This window comes from Nocardioides sp. Z24_21 (genome assembly GCF_058134345.1).
In genome coordinates, this window is the sequence record NZ_JBYTTH010000001.1 from 68,309 (window position 1) to 82,987 (window position 14,679).

General features: G+C 73.9%; 15 protein-coding genes. 5 read left to right on the forward strand and 10 right to left on the reverse strand.

The window, feature by feature from the left end; translation table 11 throughout:
- Window positions 1-6: 6 nt before the first annotated feature.
- The 5 genes from AC3X7Z_RS00325 to mraZ all read right to left on the reverse strand — a co-directional run bounded on the left by AC3X7Z_RS00325 (window position 7) and on the right by mraZ (window position 4,309).
- Entirely contained in the window at window positions 7-1,779 is a 1,773-nt protein-coding gene (locus AC3X7Z_RS00325; protein WP_489974634.1) for a peptidoglycan D,D-transpeptidase FtsI family protein, read from the reverse strand.
- 92 nt (window positions 1,780-1,871) lie between these two features.
- Window positions 1,872-2,432, reverse strand: a complete 561-nt coding sequence (ftsL, locus tag AC3X7Z_RS00330) for a cell division protein FtsL (protein ID WP_489974635.1) — start codon at window positions 2,430-2,432, stop codon at window positions 1,872-1,874.
- Window positions 2,429-3,406 (reverse strand): 16S rRNA (cytosine(1402)-N(4))-methyltransferase RsmH, encoded by a 978-nt coding sequence (gene rsmH, locus AC3X7Z_RS00335; protein WP_489974636.1) that lies wholly within the window; start codon window positions 3,404-3,406, stop codon window positions 2,429-2,431. Before rsmH ends, ftsL begins: the two co-directional genes overlap by 4 nt.
- Window positions 3,407-3,410: 4 nt before the next feature.
- Window positions 3,411-3,569, reverse strand: a complete 159-nt coding sequence (locus AC3X7Z_RS00340) for a hypothetical protein (protein WP_186341060.1) — start codon at window positions 3,567-3,569, stop codon at window positions 3,411-3,413.
- Window positions 3,570-3,880: 311 nt separating this feature from the next.
- The gene (mraZ, locus tag AC3X7Z_RS00345) at window positions 3,881-4,309 is read right to left on the reverse strand and encodes a division/cell wall cluster transcriptional repressor MraZ (protein ID WP_056607086.1); all 429 of its coding nucleotides are present in this window, start codon (window positions 4,307-4,309) and stop codon (window positions 3,881-3,883) included.
- 445 nt (window positions 4,310-4,754) lie between these two features.
- Between mraZ and AC3X7Z_RS00350 the strand changes: the two genes are divergently transcribed.
- Genes AC3X7Z_RS00350 through AC3X7Z_RS00360 form a run of 3 tightly spaced genes read left to right on the forward strand, consistent with a single transcriptional unit; the run spans window position 4,755 to window position 9,422 of the window.
- A complete protein-coding gene (locus AC3X7Z_RS00350) occupies window positions 4,755-5,798 on the forward strand; it encodes an AAA family ATPase (RefSeq protein ID WP_186341059.1) in 1,044 nt (347 codons plus the stop codon).
- A complete protein-coding gene (locus AC3X7Z_RS00355; protein ID WP_186341058.1) occupies window positions 5,791-7,059 on the forward strand; it encodes a DUF58 domain-containing protein in 1,269 nt (422 codons plus the stop codon). Before AC3X7Z_RS00350 ends, AC3X7Z_RS00355 begins: the two co-directional genes overlap by 8 nt.
- Complete coding sequence (locus AC3X7Z_RS00360; protein WP_489974637.1) at window positions 7,056-9,422, forward strand: transglutaminase TgpA family protein; 2,367 nt, start codon at window positions 7,056-7,058, stop codon at window positions 9,420-9,422. Before AC3X7Z_RS00355 ends, AC3X7Z_RS00360 begins: the two co-directional genes overlap by 4 nt.
- Window positions 9,423-9,739: 317 nt before the next feature.
- Here the strand turns inward: AC3X7Z_RS00360 and AC3X7Z_RS00365 are convergent, their stop codons facing one another.
- The 5 genes from AC3X7Z_RS00365 to AC3X7Z_RS00385 form a co-directional block, all read right to left on the reverse strand.
- Window positions 9,740-10,180 (reverse strand): SCO2097 family morphological protein, encoded by a 441-nt coding sequence (locus AC3X7Z_RS00365; RefSeq protein ID WP_186341056.1) that lies wholly within the window; start codon window positions 10,178-10,180, stop codon window positions 9,740-9,742.
- A 98-nt stretch (window positions 10,181-10,278) separates the two neighbouring features.
- Window positions 10,279-11,448 (reverse strand): DNA polymerase IV, encoded by a 1,170-nt coding sequence (gene dinB, locus AC3X7Z_RS00370; protein ID WP_489974638.1) that lies wholly within the window; start codon window positions 11,446-11,448, stop codon window positions 10,279-10,281.
- Between the two features lie 24 nt (window positions 11,449-11,472).
- Window positions 11,473-12,243: a methyltransferase domain-containing protein gene (locus tag AC3X7Z_RS00375; RefSeq protein ID WP_489974639.1), complete on the reverse strand. Its 771-nt coding sequence runs from the start codon at window positions 12,241-12,243 to the stop codon at window positions 11,473-11,475.
- 108 nt (window positions 12,244-12,351) lie between these two features.
- Window positions 12,352-12,798 (reverse strand): SAV_6107 family HEPN domain-containing protein, encoded by a 447-nt coding sequence (locus AC3X7Z_RS00380; RefSeq protein WP_186341054.1) that lies wholly within the window; start codon window positions 12,796-12,798, stop codon window positions 12,352-12,354.
- A 287-nt stretch (window positions 12,799-13,085) separates the two neighbouring features.
- Complete coding sequence (locus AC3X7Z_RS00385) at window positions 13,086-13,553, reverse strand: hypothetical protein (RefSeq protein ID WP_186341053.1); 468 nt, start codon at window positions 13,551-13,553, stop codon at window positions 13,086-13,088.
- Window positions 13,554-13,597: 44 nt separating this feature from the next.
- On the opposite strand from AC3X7Z_RS00385, the gene AC3X7Z_RS00390 reads away from it, so the two are divergent.
- Together AC3X7Z_RS00390 and AC3X7Z_RS00395 are read left to right on the forward strand one after the other, a co-directional pair.
- On the forward strand, window positions 13,598-14,071 hold the full coding sequence (locus AC3X7Z_RS00390; RefSeq protein ID WP_489974640.1) for a YbaK/EbsC family protein: 474 nt from the start codon (window positions 13,598-13,600) through the stop codon (window positions 14,069-14,071).
- 12 nt (window positions 14,072-14,083) lie between these two features.
- The gene (locus AC3X7Z_RS00395; protein ID WP_186341051.1) at window positions 14,084-14,674 is read left to right on the forward strand and encodes a DUF4126 domain-containing protein; all 591 of its coding nucleotides are present in this window, start codon (window positions 14,084-14,086) and stop codon (window positions 14,672-14,674) included.
- Window positions 14,675-14,679: the final 5 nt, after the last annotated feature.

Consider the following 14,679-nt stretch of genomic DNA (forward strand, 5'->3'; position numbering starts at 1 on the left):
ATCGACTCACCACTCGACGGGCAGGCGCGACGGGGTGCCGTCGGTGGGCGCGACGCCGTAGCGGCCCAGGACGTAGCCCATGATCCGGGAGAACACCGGCCCCGCGATCGAGCCGCCGCCGCCGTCGACCCGGGGGGCGTGCACCACGACGTAGACGGTGAAGCGGGCGTCGTCGGCGGGAGCGAACCCTCCGAAGGAGACCGACGTGCTGCCGTCGTAGCCGGTGCCGTCGCTGGCGACCCGCTGGGCGGTGCCGGTCTTGCCGGCGACGAGGTAGCCGGGCACCTGTGCCGCGGGCGCGACGCCGTCCTCGGGGTCGACGACCTTCTCCATCATCCGTGCGGTCGCGCGCGCGGCCTTCTTGCTGACGACGCGCGTACGCGTGGCGACGTCGGTGCCGACGGTGACGCCGTCGTCGGTGACCGCGGACCCCGAGACGAGACTGGGCGAGACCCGCACTCCCCCGTTGGCGATGGTGTTGATGGCCGCGGCCATCTGGGCGACGTTGACCGAGAGCGACTGCCCGAAGGCGACGCGGTCCTTGGTCTGCGACGTCATCGCGTCGCCGGGGGTCAGGATGCCGGGGGTCTCGCCGCGGACGCCGATGTCGGTGCGCGTGCCGAGCCCGAACCGCTTCAGGTAGGCCACCAGCTCCGGCGGCGAGAACGCGTCGGCGGCGAGCACCGTGCCGATGTTGGACGACTTGGCGATGATGCCGGCCAGGGTGAGCCGGATGTCGCCGTGGTCGAACCAGTCGCCGATCACCCGGTCCTGGCGCGCGAGGCTGGACGGCACCTTGAAGCGCTGACGCGGGAACGCCTTGCCTGCGTCGATCAGCGAGGCGGCGGTGAGCACCTTCTGCACCGACCCGGGCTCGTAGGTGTCGCTCATGGCGCGCGAGCCGAGGTCGTCCTGGTCGGACTCGGTCGGCACGTTGGCGTCGAAGGTCGGGTAGTCGGCGAGCGCGAGGATCTCGCCGGTGCGGGTGTCCATGACGACCGCGGCGCCGCTCTCGGCGCGGTACTGGCGCACCGACTGCGCGAGCACCTTCTGGGTGAACCACTGCAGGTCGCGGTCGATGGTGGTGCGCAGCGCCTCGCCGTTGCGGGCGGCCTTGAGGGTGCTCTCGCGCAGCGGGATCCGCACCCCCTTGCCCGAGTTGGACTGCCAGGTGGCCTCGCCGTCGACGCCGGCCAGCTGCGTGTCGAAGGTGCGCTCGAAGCCGCCGAGCGGCTCGTCGGTGCCCATGTAGCCGATCAGGTTGGCGCCCACGTCACCGGAGGGGTAGGACCGGATCGGGTCGTCCTGCAGGCTGATGCCCTTGAAGCCGGCCTCGTCGAGGGCCGCGAGGGTGTCGCCCGCCAGCGTGCTCGGCACCCGCCGGGCGACGTACTCGAAGCGGCTGCCGTCCTTGCGGCCGCGCAGCGCGGTGAGGGTCCTGAAGTAGTCGACGGAGAGCCGGTCGGTCAGCAGCCGGGCGAGCTCGGGCGCCCGGTCTGCGGTGAGCGCGGGGTCGGCGATGACCATCTTGCCCTTGACGGAGTCGGCGAGCGGCTGGCCGTTGCGGTCGAGGATGTCGCCGCGCTCGGCCTCCAGCGGCACCCGCACCGCGCCCTCGGCGGCCGCGCGGACCGCGTAGGAGCGGGGATCGACGCCCTGGAGCTGCACGAGCCGGGCACCGAAGAAGGAGAGGACCATCGCGATGAGGACGAACCCGATGCGCAGGCGCAGCATGGGCGCGCCACGTGAGGCGCCGCGCCTGGGGCGGGTGCTCGGCACTGATCTCCCTCGTTTCCCGGACGGCTCCGGGGTGGAGCCGGCCTGGTCGACAATCTAGGCGCGCGGCGCGACGGATCCGCGCGAGCGCGCCGTCAGCGGTTGCGCTTCTTGCGCGGCTTGGCGTCGGTGCCTCCCGCGGCGGTCGCGCCCTGCTCCTCGACGCTCGGAGCGGCCGGCACCTCGACGTAGGTCGGGCGCGGGGCCAGGACGGCCGGCTTGACCGGGGCGGGCGGCTGCAGCAGCAGCGCGTTCTCCGGGGTGGCGGGCGTGCGGACGCCGCTCGTCTCGCCGGTCTCGAGGTCGAGGAACACCGGTGCGGCGGGGATGACCATCCCCATCGCCTGGGCCTGCGAGGCGACCCGCTGCGGGTTGCGCAGCTCGTCGAGCTCCATGCGCAGGGTCTGCTCGCGGGCGGCGAGGGTGTCGGCCTCGGACTCGAGGGCGGACGCGGCGAAGGACGCCTGCTGCAACGAGGTGTTGAAGAGCAGCAGGCCGACGATCCCGGCGAGCAGGACGAGGCTCACCAACGTCATGAACGGCATCCGCGGGGCGCGGGTGCGCACCCGCGGCACGACGCTCAGGCGGGCCTTGTCGACGGCCTCCTGGGCGATCCGCGTGACCCGGGTCCGGGGTTGGAGGGCGGGACTGCTCATCGGACGACTCCTGGGGAAGTGGGAGTGGACGGGAGGACGCGCTCGACGGCGCGCAGGCGGACGGAGGCGGCCCGGGGGTTCTCGGCGATCTCCTGCTCGTCGGCCCGCTCGGCGCCGCGGGTGACCAGCCGCAGGGCCGGCTCGGCGCCCTCGGGCACGAACGGCAGGTCCGGCGGCACGTCGAGGCGGGTGGCGTCGGCGAACGCCCGCTTGACGAGCCGGTCCTCGAGCGAGTGGTAGGACTCGACCACCACCCGCCCACCGACGCCGATGACCTCCATCGAGGCCGGGATCGCCCGCCGCAGCACGGCGAGCTCGTCGTTGACCGCCATCCGCAGCGCCTGGAAGGTGCGCTTGGCCGGGTGGCCGCCCGTGCGCCGGGCGGGTGCGGGGATCGTGGCGTAGAGCAGTTCGACGAGGTCGGTGCTGGTGCTGAACGGCGTCGCCTCGCGGCGCCGGACGACCTCGCGGGCGATCCTGCTGGCGAACTTCTCCTCGCCGTACTCCCGCAGGATCCGGGTCAGCTCCTGGGCGGTCGCGGTGTTGAGCAGCTCGGCCGCGGTCGGGCCGGTGGTGGGGTCCATCCGCATGTCGAGCGGCGCGTCCTCGGCGTAGGCGAACCCGCGCTCACGCACGTCGAGCTGCATCGAGGACACGCCGAGGTCGAAGAACACGGCGTCGACGTGGTCCAGGCCGAGCGAGCCGACCACCTCCGGCAGCTCGTCGTAGACGGCGTGCACGGCGGTGAACCGGTCGCCGTGGGACGCGAGCCGCTCCGAGGACATCCGCAGCGCCTCGGGGTCGCGGTCGATCCCGATCACGCGGGCGTGGGGGAGGCGCTCGAGGACGGCCTCGCTGTGCCCGCCGAGGCCGAGGGTGCAGTCGACGTAGACCGAGCCGGGGGCCTCGAGCGCAGGGGCCAGCAGGGCGACGACCCGGTCGAGGAGCACCGGGGCGTGGCGAGGAGTCGTCATCTGCTCAACCCTGGGAGCCCAGGCGCATCAGCAGGAGCAGGGCGAGCGCCAGCCCGCAGGCGGTGGCGGCGGAGAACGCGACGAGCGCGACCGCCTCACGCGCCTGGTCGCGGACCCGCGACGGCGGTGCTGCCGTGCGTCCCACGCGCTGGGTGGTGCTCATGGTCTCGACCCCACTGGTTGCTGCGGATGTACGTGCTGGGCGCCGGCCCGGCCGGGCCGGAGCTGGCGGGGCCGGAGCTGGCGGTGCGGCTGACACTCCCCGCCGTGTGGCACGGGGCGAGCCGCCGCACCAGGTCCCTGCCCGCTCCTTGCCCCCTGCCGGAGCAGGGGGTGCCCTCTGGTGCCGGGGAAGTGCCCCAGATGGCCGCGCGAGGAGCGGGCTCGAGACCTGGTGATACGGGTCGCGATGTCAGCTGTGCTGTTGTCTGGCGTTGTCGGGTGGTGCGTGCTGGTGCTGCTGCGGGGTGGTGCTCAGATCCCGGGGAAGACCTCGTCGCTGAGCTCGGAGAACTTCTGCTCCTGCTCCTCGGAGTAGGTCGCCCACGCGGTCGGGTCCCAGATCTCGATCCGGTTCATCGACCCGATGACGACGCACTCCTTGCGGAGCGAGGCGTACTCCCGCAGTGGGGCCGGGATGTTGATCCGCCCCTGCTTGTCCGGCACCTCCTGGCTGGCGGCGGCGAACAGCATGCGGACGTAGTCACGGGTGTTCTTCTGCGTGACCGGCGCCTCTCGGAGCCGGTCGGTGAGCCGGCCGAAGTCCTCCAGCGACCAGACAGTGAGGCAGCGCTCCTGTCCCCTGGTCACCACGAGTCCCTCCGTCAGCTCGTCCCTGAACTTCGCCGGGAGGAAGAGACGGCCCTTCTCGTCGAGCTTGGGCGTGTAGGTGCCGAAGAACACCCGGCACCTCCCCTTGCTCGGCGGGAAAGATCGACCCTGTCCCCCACTTCGCACCACAGTACCCCACTTCACTCCACCGTCAACCAGATCGAGCGCGTTTCGCGCCCGGATCGGCGGCGTCCGGGCCCTCCTGGCGAGCACGCACGCGCCGCGACGTGACCCGCCCGGGAGCGTGCAACGGGGTGGATCCACGCTCAGGACGGCCCTGGTGGAGCGTCGGTGGGGGAAGCCGGCAGCCCGTGGTGGAGCGAAGTGGGGAACGGCGTGGCGAAGGGTGGTGGAGAGGGGAGCGCAGGACGAGGGCGTTCGTCTCCGCATCGGCGCCGCGGCAGCGACCGAGCGGTATGTTGCGCGCACCACATACCGTGGTGGCGAGGTCGACGACCGGATCGGCGAACGGATCGGCGGACGGGTCGACCGCACGGGCACGAGGGGAACGAACGACGTGACGACTGGGTCCACCGGGCAGGCGCCCGATCTCGACACCGTGCGCCGGGTGACCGGGGCCGTGCGCGGCAACATCGAGCGCGTCATCGCCGGCAAGCCCGACGTCGTCAACGCCGCGCTCGTCGTGCTGCTGGCCGAGGGCCACCTCCTCATCGAGGACGTGCCCGGCGTCGGCAAGACGCAGCTGAGCAAGGCGCTGGCCCGGAGCATCGACTGCTCGGTACGGCGCATCCAGTTCACGCCGGACCTGCTGCCCTCCGACGTCACCGGGGTCTCGGTGTTCAACCAGGACACCCGCGAGTTCGAGTTCCGCCCCGGCGGCGTCTTCGCCAACATCGTGGTCGGCGACGAGATCAACCGTGCGTCGCCCAAGACCCAGTCCGCGCTGCTGGAGTGCATGGAGGAGCGCCAGGTCACCGTCGACAACGCGACCTACCAGCTCGAGAGGCCGTTCATGGTGATCGCGACGCAGAACCCGATCGAGATGGAGGGCACCTACGCCCTCCCCGAGGCACAGCGCGACCGCTTCATGGCGCGGGTGTCGGTCGGCTACCCGGTCGAGTCGGCGGAGATCGCGATGCTCGAGGGGCACACCGCCCGCAACCCCCTCGACGACCTCGAGCCGGTCACCGACGCCGGCGAGATCCGCAAGGTCATCGAGATCGTCGGGCGCGTGCACGTCGCGCCCGCCGTCCAGCGCTACGCCGTGGCACTGACCACCGCCACGCGCGCGAGCAACGACCTCCACCTCGGCGCCTCGCCGCGGGCGACGCTCCACCTCGTCCGCGCCGCCAAGGCCGTCGCCGCCACGCAGGGACGCGACTACGTCCTGCCCGACGACGTGTACGGCATCACCTCGTCCGTCCTCGCGCACCGGCTGCTGCCCAACGTCGAGGCGACGATGAGCGGACGCACCACCTCGGCGATCCTGTCCGGCATCGTGGAGTCGGTGCCGGTGCCCACCGCGTCCGACTCCACGTCACACGCCACGTCCCACTCCACGACCGGCTCCCCGTCGATCCCACGCGGCAGCCGTGCGTGAGGCACTTGCTGCGCTGACCGTCCGCGGACGGGCGTTCCTGGCCGCCGGCATCACCACGGTGGTCGCGGCCATCGTCGTGGGACACCCCTCGGTCGTCCGCATCGGCGTGCTGGTCGCGGCGCTGCCGCTCCTCACCGCCTGGTGGGTCGGGCGCTCGCGCTACCGCCTCGCACTGGTGCGCACCGTGTCGCCGCAGCTGGTGGTCGCCGGTCAGCCGGCGACGGTGGAGCTCACCGTCTCCAACGAGTCGCGCACCCCCACTGGCGTGCTGCTCCTGGAGGAGCGGCTGCCCTACGTGCTCGGCACACGGCCCCGCTTCGTGCTCGAGGGCCTCGGCCACGGCTGGCGCCGGCACGCGACCTACCAGGTGCGCTCGGAGCTGCGGGGCCAGTTCGAGATCGGCCCGATGGCGGTGCGGGTGACGGACCCGTTCGGCCTCGTCGAGCTGGGCCGCACGTTCCACGCCACGTCGCGGCTGACGGTCACCCCGCGCACCGTCGCGCTGCCCAGCATCCCGCTGGGCGGGGCGTGGACCGGGTCGGGGGACAACCGCCCGCGCGCCTTCGCCACCGGCAGCGCGGAGGACGTCACGGTGCGCGAGTACCGGCGCGGCGACGACCTGCGGCGCGTCCACTGGCGCAGCTCGGCCCGCGTCGGCGAGCTGATGGTGCGCCGCGAGGAGCAGCCCTGGCAGTCGCGGGCGACGGTGTTCCTCGACAACCGGGGCACCGCCCACCGAGGGCAGGGCGCGGCCAGCTCGCTGGAGGCGGCCGTGTCGGCCGCGGCCTCCATCGCCGTCCACCTCACGCACCACGGCTACACCGTCCGGCTGGTCACGGCGTCCGGCGACAGCCGGGAGACCGAGTGGCACTCCCACACCGCCGCGGCCAGCACGATCCCGCTGCTCGAGGCGCTCGCCGTCGTGCAGCTCGACCACTCGCCCGCTCCCGACACGCAGTGGCTGGCCGAGCCCGGCCACGGCGGCCTCACGATCGGCGTCTTCGGCGCGCTCGGCGACACCGACCTGCCCTTCCTGCGCCGGCTCCAGCACCACGCGTCGTCCAGCCTGGCGATCGCCCTCGACGTCGACGCGTGGGCGCCCCACCTGCCGGTCCACCCCGGCCCCGGGTCGGCCGCCCACCTCACCGCGACCGGCTGGCGCTCGATCACCCTCGGCCCGCGCGACCGCCTCGACACGGCCTGGCAGGAGCTCGGGCTGATGCGGAGCCGTGCCACCGCGTCAGCGGGGGCGAGCCGATGAGGACCGAGTGGAGCACGCTCCCCCACCAGCTGCGGATCGCCGGCATCGCCCTGCTCGCGGCGTGGGCGACGGTGCTGTCGTGGCGCGTGCTGACCGAGGGCTTCCCCCGGGTCGCGATCCCGCTGCTGATGATCGGCGTCGTCGTCGCCGCGATGGGCGCCCTCGGCCGGTGGAGCCGGCTGCCCGCGCTCGCCGTCGTGGCCGGCCAGGCCGTGGTGGCCGCGCTCCTGGTGCTCGGCACCACCACCGGCTCACCCGTCCCGACCCCGGGCAACGTCGAGGCGTTCCTGGCCGCGCTGGACGACGCCCTCCAGACCTCGCGCGACTATGCCGCACCCATCCAGCTCGGCGTGCCCCCCGTCCACCCGCTGCTCCTGGTCGGCGGGGCGCTGGTCGTGCTGCTCGTCGACCTCGTCGCCTGCACGCTCCGCCGCGCGCCCGTGGCCGGCCTGGTGCTGCTCGCGGCCTACACGCTGCCCGTCGCGGTCACGGGCGACGCGGTGTCGTGGTGGCTGTTCGTCGTGGTCGCCGGCCTGTTCCTCGCCCTGGTCTTTCTCCAGCACAGCGACCACGTCACGAGCTGGGGACGGGCGCCCGACGGCGAGAAGGGGTCGTTCTCGGTCCGCACCGGGGCGATCGGCAACACGGCGCTGGCCCTCGGCACCACCGCGATCGCGCTGGCCGTCGTGGTGCCGGCGGCCGTGCCGACCATGAGCATGAGCGTCTTCGAGGGCAAGGGTCCGGGCACCCGCGAGGTCGAGGTCAAGGACCCGATGGTCGACCTGCGCCGCGACCTGACCCGCGGCGCGGACGTGCCCCTGCTGTGGGTCACCACCTCCGGGCCCAAGCCCACCTACCTGCGCGTCTCGGTGCTCGCTCGCTTCAGCGGGTCGGAGTGGACGCCGGGCGACCGCGAGATCCCCGAGTCGCAGTCGGCCACCGGTGACCTCCCGCCCCTCGACGGGGTCAGCGGCGACGTGCCGCGCCGGGAGTTCAAGTACGACGTGCGGGTCGGCCCCGACTTCACCTCGGCGTGGCTGCCCACCGCCGCGCAGACGACCCGCATCGCGGCCGGCACCGACTGGCGCTTCGACCTCGACACCCGCGACGTCATCGCGGCCCGCGAGGACGTCACGACCGCCGACAGCACCTACGACTACACCGGCGTCCAGCTGACCTACGACGCCCAGCGGATGGACTCGGCCGTGTCGGGCGCCGGGTCGGTGGCCGGCATCTTCACCGAGGTGCCCCCCACCCTCAGCAACGAGATCCGGCGAATCGCGGCCAGCGTCACCGCCGACGCGCCCACCCGTTTCCAGAAGGCGCAGCTGCTGCAGCAGTGGTTCCGCGAGGACGGCGGGTTCCGCTACGACCTCGCCGAGGTGCCGTCGGCGGGCGACGGCAGTGCCGACCTGCTCGCGTTCCTCAACGACCGGGTGGGCTACTGCGAGCAGTTCGCGGCGACGATGGCCATCATGGCGCGGGTCATCGGCATCCCGAGCCGCGTGGCCGTGGGCTTCCTGGAGCCCGAGCGGGCCACCAACGGGTCGTGGGAGTTCTCCTCTCACGACCTCCACGCGTGGCCCGAGCTCTACTTCCCCGGCTCGGGCTGGGTGCGGTTCGAGCCCACCCCGCAGGACCGCGCCACGCAGACGCCCGACTACACCGAGGCCGAGTTCGAGGCGGTCACCGAGGCGCCGTCCCCCAGCGCCAGCCGGTCGACCGAGCTGCTGCCCGAGCGGGGCGAGGAGGCCGACGCCGAGGCGGCGGCCGACGACAGCAGCGCGTCCTCGATCCCCTGGGTGCCCGTGCTGTCGGGCCTGCTCGGTCTGGCCCTGGTGGCGCTCGTGCTGGCGACGCCGCACCTGGTCCGGCGGGCACGTCGGCGCCGCCGACTCGAGGGCGGCATCGAGGACCTCTGGGCCGAGCTGCGCGACGTGGCCGTCGACCTCGGCCACGCATGGCCGGACGGCCGCTCGCCGCGTCGGGCCGGCGACTGGATCGGCCGGCTCCTCGCGGCACCCGTCGACGACGCGTCGCGGCCCGACCGGCCGCGGCGCGGACGCGATCAGGCTCCCGGGGCCGCCCAGGCGCTCGACCGGCTCGTCGTCACGCTGGAGCGCAGCCGCTACGCCCGCGATCCCGAGACCTGCACCGCCGACCGGTTCGGCGCCGACCTCCTCGTCGTCGAGGAGTCCTTGGCCGCAGGCGTGACGCCGCGCGAGGAGCGCAGGGCGCGGTGGTGGCCCGCATCGGTGGTGGGACGGCGTACGTCGTGGCGTCGCCGCTCCCGGTCGGCCCGGGCCACGACCGCGACCCCCGACCGGGAGTCCACCCAGACGGTCGACGAGCTCGTCGGCTGACGGCCCGGCCCGGCAGGAACGGGGCAGGGCTCAGGCCGGGCTCAGGTCGGGCCCAGGTCACACGGCGGAGCAGCCGCCGACGCCGACTCTCGTCGATCATCGCCGCGACCAGCCGGACGAAGAAGCTGACGACGGCCACGGGAGCAGCGGCGGCGCACACCATGACAGCGACCATCGCCAAGGACGGCGTGGCCGTCACGATCGCGACGCCCACGAGGCCGAGCGTCAGCAGGAACAGGCTCAGCTCCCAGCCGAGGGACGCAGTCGGACGAGCGGGCGCCTGGCGTCGATGGGACGTGATGCGCGTGCTGCGGAGGTCAGAGGCCGCGCTCGCGGCGGCGACGCCACCGCTCCTCCATGCGCTCCATGAAGGGGCCGCCCGAGCGCTGCCGGGCGGGCCGGCTGGGGCGACCGCCGTCGACGACCCCGAAGCCGGTGCGGCCCGAGGCACGCACCGTGGGAGCCGCCGGGTGACCGGGACTGCGCGCGGAGGTCAGGGCCAGGATCGCGCCGCCGAGCATCACCACGAAGCCCAGCACACCGACCACCGTCTGGAGGACGGCGTTGAGGTCGAGGAGCACCGCGACGATCAGCAGACCGATGCCGACGAGGAGCACGGCACCGCCCAGGATCATCCGGCGGCGAGCAGCCCGCTGGAAGGACGTGCCGCGCAGGGTGGAGGCGAGCTTGGGGTCTTCCTCGACGAGGGCGCGCTCCATCTGCTCGAGCATTCGCAGTTCTTCCTCGGAGAGCTCCACGGTTCCTCCTCACCTTCTGCTGCAAGTCTAGGCACGCTGCTGCGCCTAGGGTAGGCGTCCCCCAGAAAATTCCGTCCGAGGGGCGAGGAACGCCTCCCTCACACGAGACTCGCCGGGCGCACGGCGGCCGCCCCGAAGCGGCGCGTGGCCCGGTCCACCGCACGGTCGGCCTCGGCCCATCCGTGCTCGGGCTCGCCGAGCACCAGCTGCCGCTGCACCGTCGCCCGAGGGACCAGACCCTCGACGCGGACGCCGACCAGACGCAGGCGCTCGCGCCGCAGCCGGAGCGCGTCGTAGAGCCTGGTCACCGCACGGTGCACCTCCACCGTCACGTCGGTCACCTCGGGCATCGTGCGCGAGCGCGTGATGGTCGTGAAGTCGGCGAAGCGGACCCTGAGCGTGATGGTGCGCCCGACCACGCCGGCCGCACGCATCCGGCCGGTGACCCGCGCGGAGAGGCGCAGGAGCTCGCGGACGACGACCTCGCGGTCGTCGGTGTCGCGGGCGAAGGTCTCGTCCGCACCCATCGACCTCTCGGGCTCGTGGGGGCCGGGTGTCGCGGAGAGCTCGCTGCGGTCGGTGCCCCACGCGAGCTGGTGGAGGTGGCGACCGAGGTGGCGGCCCAGGGTCTGCTGGAGGGTGGCGAGCGGCGTGTGCGCGACGTCGCCCACGGTGAGGAGGCCGGCGCGGCGCAGCACCGTCCGGGTCTTCTCGCCGACGCCGAAGAGCTCCCCGACGTCGAGCGGGTGCAGGAACGACGCGACCTCGGCGGGCGGCACCACCACCACGCCGTCGGGCTTGGCGCGCCGGCTCGCGACCTTGGCCACCGACACCGATGCCGCGACCCCCACCGAGCAGGTGATGCCCTGCTCGTCGTGGATGGTGGCCCTGAGCCGCTCCGCGATCTCACGGGGCTCGCCCAGGCGTCGGGTCGCACCGCGCACGTCGAGGAAGGCCTCGTCGAGCGACATCGCCTCCACCACGGGAGTGACGTCGCGGAAGGTCTCCATCACCGAGGCGGAGACGCCGGCGAAGGCGGCGTAGTCGGGCGCGAGCACCACGACGTGCGGGCACAGCCGACGCACCCGCGCCATCGGCAGCGCCGAGCGGATGCCGTAGCCGCGCGCGACGTAGTTGGCGGCCAGCACGACGCCGCGCCCGCTGCCGCCCACCACCACCGGCTGGTCGACCAGGTCGGGACGCTCCCGCAGCGCCACGGAGGCGAAGAACGCGTCCATGTCGACGTGGAGGAGCGGCGTCTCGGTCACCGCCGGCCCCCGCGGGGGCGACTGTCAGCGCCGGGCGATGACGTGGAGCTGGGCAGCGAGGGGGAGGTATTCGGGGCGGGTGGCCACGGCCTGCTCGAGCTCGAGCAGCGCCGCGGTCGCGCCCGGCTCGAGATCGAGGAGGTTGCCCGGGACGAGGTCGGCGAAGACGCGGACGGCGTGCACGCTCTCGGGACGCAGGCCCGCGGTGGCGAGCAGCTCGACGACCTCGTCGTGGGTGAAGCGGTGCCCACCGCGTCCGGGCTGTCCCGCCGACGACCCGCCGTCGTCGAGCAGCTCACGGGCGGCCTGGAAGTGCCCGGCCATGGCGCGCGCCACCACGGCGGCGTGACGCTGCGCCACCAGGAGGCTGAGGTGCCCGCCGGGGCGCAGCACCCCGGCGATCGAGGCCACCGACGCGGCGGCGTCGTCGACCATCTCCAGCACGCCGTGGCACAGGACGAGGTCGGCGAGGTCGGCCTCGTCGACGAGGTGCGGCAGGTCGGACAGGTCGCCCTGCTGCCCGGTGACGCGGTCGGCCACACCACGCTCGCGGGCGCGTCGGTCGAGCGCGGCCAGCGCGTCGGGGCTGGGGTCGATGACCCGGACGGCGTGGCCGAGCTCGGCCAGGGGCACGGCGAAGCCGCCGGTGCCGCCGCCGACGTCGACGATGCGGGCGGGCCGACCCTCCGCGTCACCACGGTGCTCCAGGAGCCGGCGTACGCCCTCCCAGGCCACGCCGCTGCGGACGGACTGGCGGCGCTCACTGGCGGACGGGCTGGCGGACGGCTGGGCCATGGGCGCCACCCTAGTGGCTCGTCGACCGAGCCCCGCGGGCGCACGCGGGCGCGCCCGGATCGTCCGGACGGGAGGACGCGCGAGTCGGAGGTCACCTCTCTCCCCGCCTCAGGCGACGCTCGCGTGCGGGACCAGGCCGAGCGTCTGCTCGACCACGGCCAGGAAGCGGTCGGCGTCGCGCACCAGGTCGTCGGCCTCCCGCTCGCTCACGGCACGGGTCGAGCCCGCCTCGGCGGCGGCCCGCTTGGCCGCACCCGCGGCGAAGAAGGTCGCCCACTCGGAGAGCTCGGGGGCGACCTCGGCCAGCAGCACCCAGGCGTTCTTCTGCCGGCGCCCCCGCGGCGCGGGCCGGGCGCGGGCGGCAAGCAGTGCGGCCGCCGCGCAGAGGGCCGCGACGTGGGCGCAGGCGTAGCGCGTGGGCACGTCGCGAGCCGTGATCGCGTCGCGCAGCGACGTGGCGGAGCGCTGGAGGTAGGAGTGGGCGGTGGCCGGCAGCAGGTGCGGGCCCGGCTGCGCCAGTGGGTGGCGGCGGGCGCTCGCAGCGGCGGCACTCATGCCCGCTCCTCGGTCCGGGCGACCGGCGAGCCGCGGGAGTCGTCCGTCACCCCGCTCCGCACCTCGACAGGGTCGTGGTCCTGACTCATCGTGCCTCCTCCGCACCTCGGTCGACCCCGGGGCCGACCCGGGTGGAGGTGGGGTCGAGGTCACGCCCACCCGGGTCGCATCGAACAGATGTTCGAACACCGCCACGGTACTACCTGCCACCGACAGCCCGTCAAGGCCGGGCGAGGGATGGGCCGGGCGAGGGATGGGCCGGGGCGGGCCGGGGCGGGCCGCCCCGCTCAGTCGCCGCGCAGGAAGGCGGTCGTCTCGCGGCGCCACAGGAAGAACGACAGCACCAGGCCCTCGACGATCACCAGCGCCGAGAGCACGACGAACACCGCCGGGAGGCGGGCGTCGAGACAGACCACCCCGACCAGGACGCCGATGCCCGCGGTGCCCGTGAGCACGGGCCGGGTCCAGCCGTGGCCGCCGACGAAGAGGGACCCGAGCACGAGGACGAGGGCGGCGAAGCCGACGAACGCGACGATCGACAGGGCGACGAAGCCCGGCACGATCGGGCTCTCGCGGAGCAGCTCGATGCCACCCTGGGCCAGGAGCCCCTGCGCCGACGGGTTGCCCTCGGCCCATCCGAGGATCACGTCGTCGCGCATCAGCCGGATCAGGAGCGTGATCAGGCCCGCCGTGGCGACGATCAGCACGAGCACGCGCAGGCTGTTGACCACGGATCGCGGCAGGTCGCGCGCCATCGGATCTCCCCTGGGGCTCGTCGTCGGGTCGCTAGGCTCGCGCCATGTCGACGGAGCACGCATCGATCACCTCGTTCCGAGATGACCTCCACCGGCGCGGCGGCACCGGTGACGTGGTCATCCTGCCCGACAGCGCCCACACCGCGGCTCTCGCCGCGGCGGCACTCGGCTGCGAGGTCGGCGCGATCGCCAACAGCCTGCTCTTCGACGCCGACGGCGAGCCGGTCCTCGTCCTCACCTCGGGCGCACACCGGGTCGACACCGCCGCGGTGGCCGAGCGCATCGGTGTCGCGCGCCTCCGGCGGGCCGACCCCGACTTCGTCCGGCTCCACACCGGCCAGGTGATCGGCGGCGTCTCCCCGCTCGGCCACCCGGCCCCGATCCGCACGTGGATCGACCCGTGGCTGCGACGCCACGACGTCGTGTGGGCGGCGGCCGGCCACCCGGCCGCGGTGTTCTCCACGTCCTTCGACGAACTGGTGGCGATGACGGGCGCCGTCGAGGTCGAGGTCGCCTGAGGTGCCGGCCTGATGGACGCCTTGGCACTGACGTTCTCGAGCGGGTGGGCGAGCGGCATCAACGCCTACCTCGTGGTCCTGGTGCTGGGCGTCGCCGACCGGCTCGGCTCCTTCGCCGACATCCCCGACGCGCTGGGCCGGTGGGACGTGCTGGCCGCGGCGGGCTTCATGTACGCGATGGAGTTCGTCGCCGACAAGATCCCCTACATCGACTCGACGTGGGACGCGATCTCCACGGCCGTGCGCCCCACCGCGGGGGCGGTCATCGGCGTGCTGCTCGCCGGGGACGCCTCCTCCCTCGACCAGGCCGTGCTCGGCGTGGTCGGCGGGGGCACGGCCCTGCTCAGCCACCTCGCCAAGGCGGGCGGGCGGCTGGCGCTCAACTCCTCCCCCGAGCCCGCCACCAACGTGCTGGCCAGCATCACCGAGGACGCCGCGGTGCTGGGCGTGGTCTGGTTCTCCCTCGAGCACCCGCAGGCGGCCGCCGCGATCGCCGGCGTCCTGCTGCTCCTCGGCCTGGTGATGCTGCTGCTCGTCGGGCGACTGGTCCGCCGTGGCTGGCGCCGGTGGCGCGCGAGGGAGCCCGTCCACCGGGTCGCCTAGGGTTC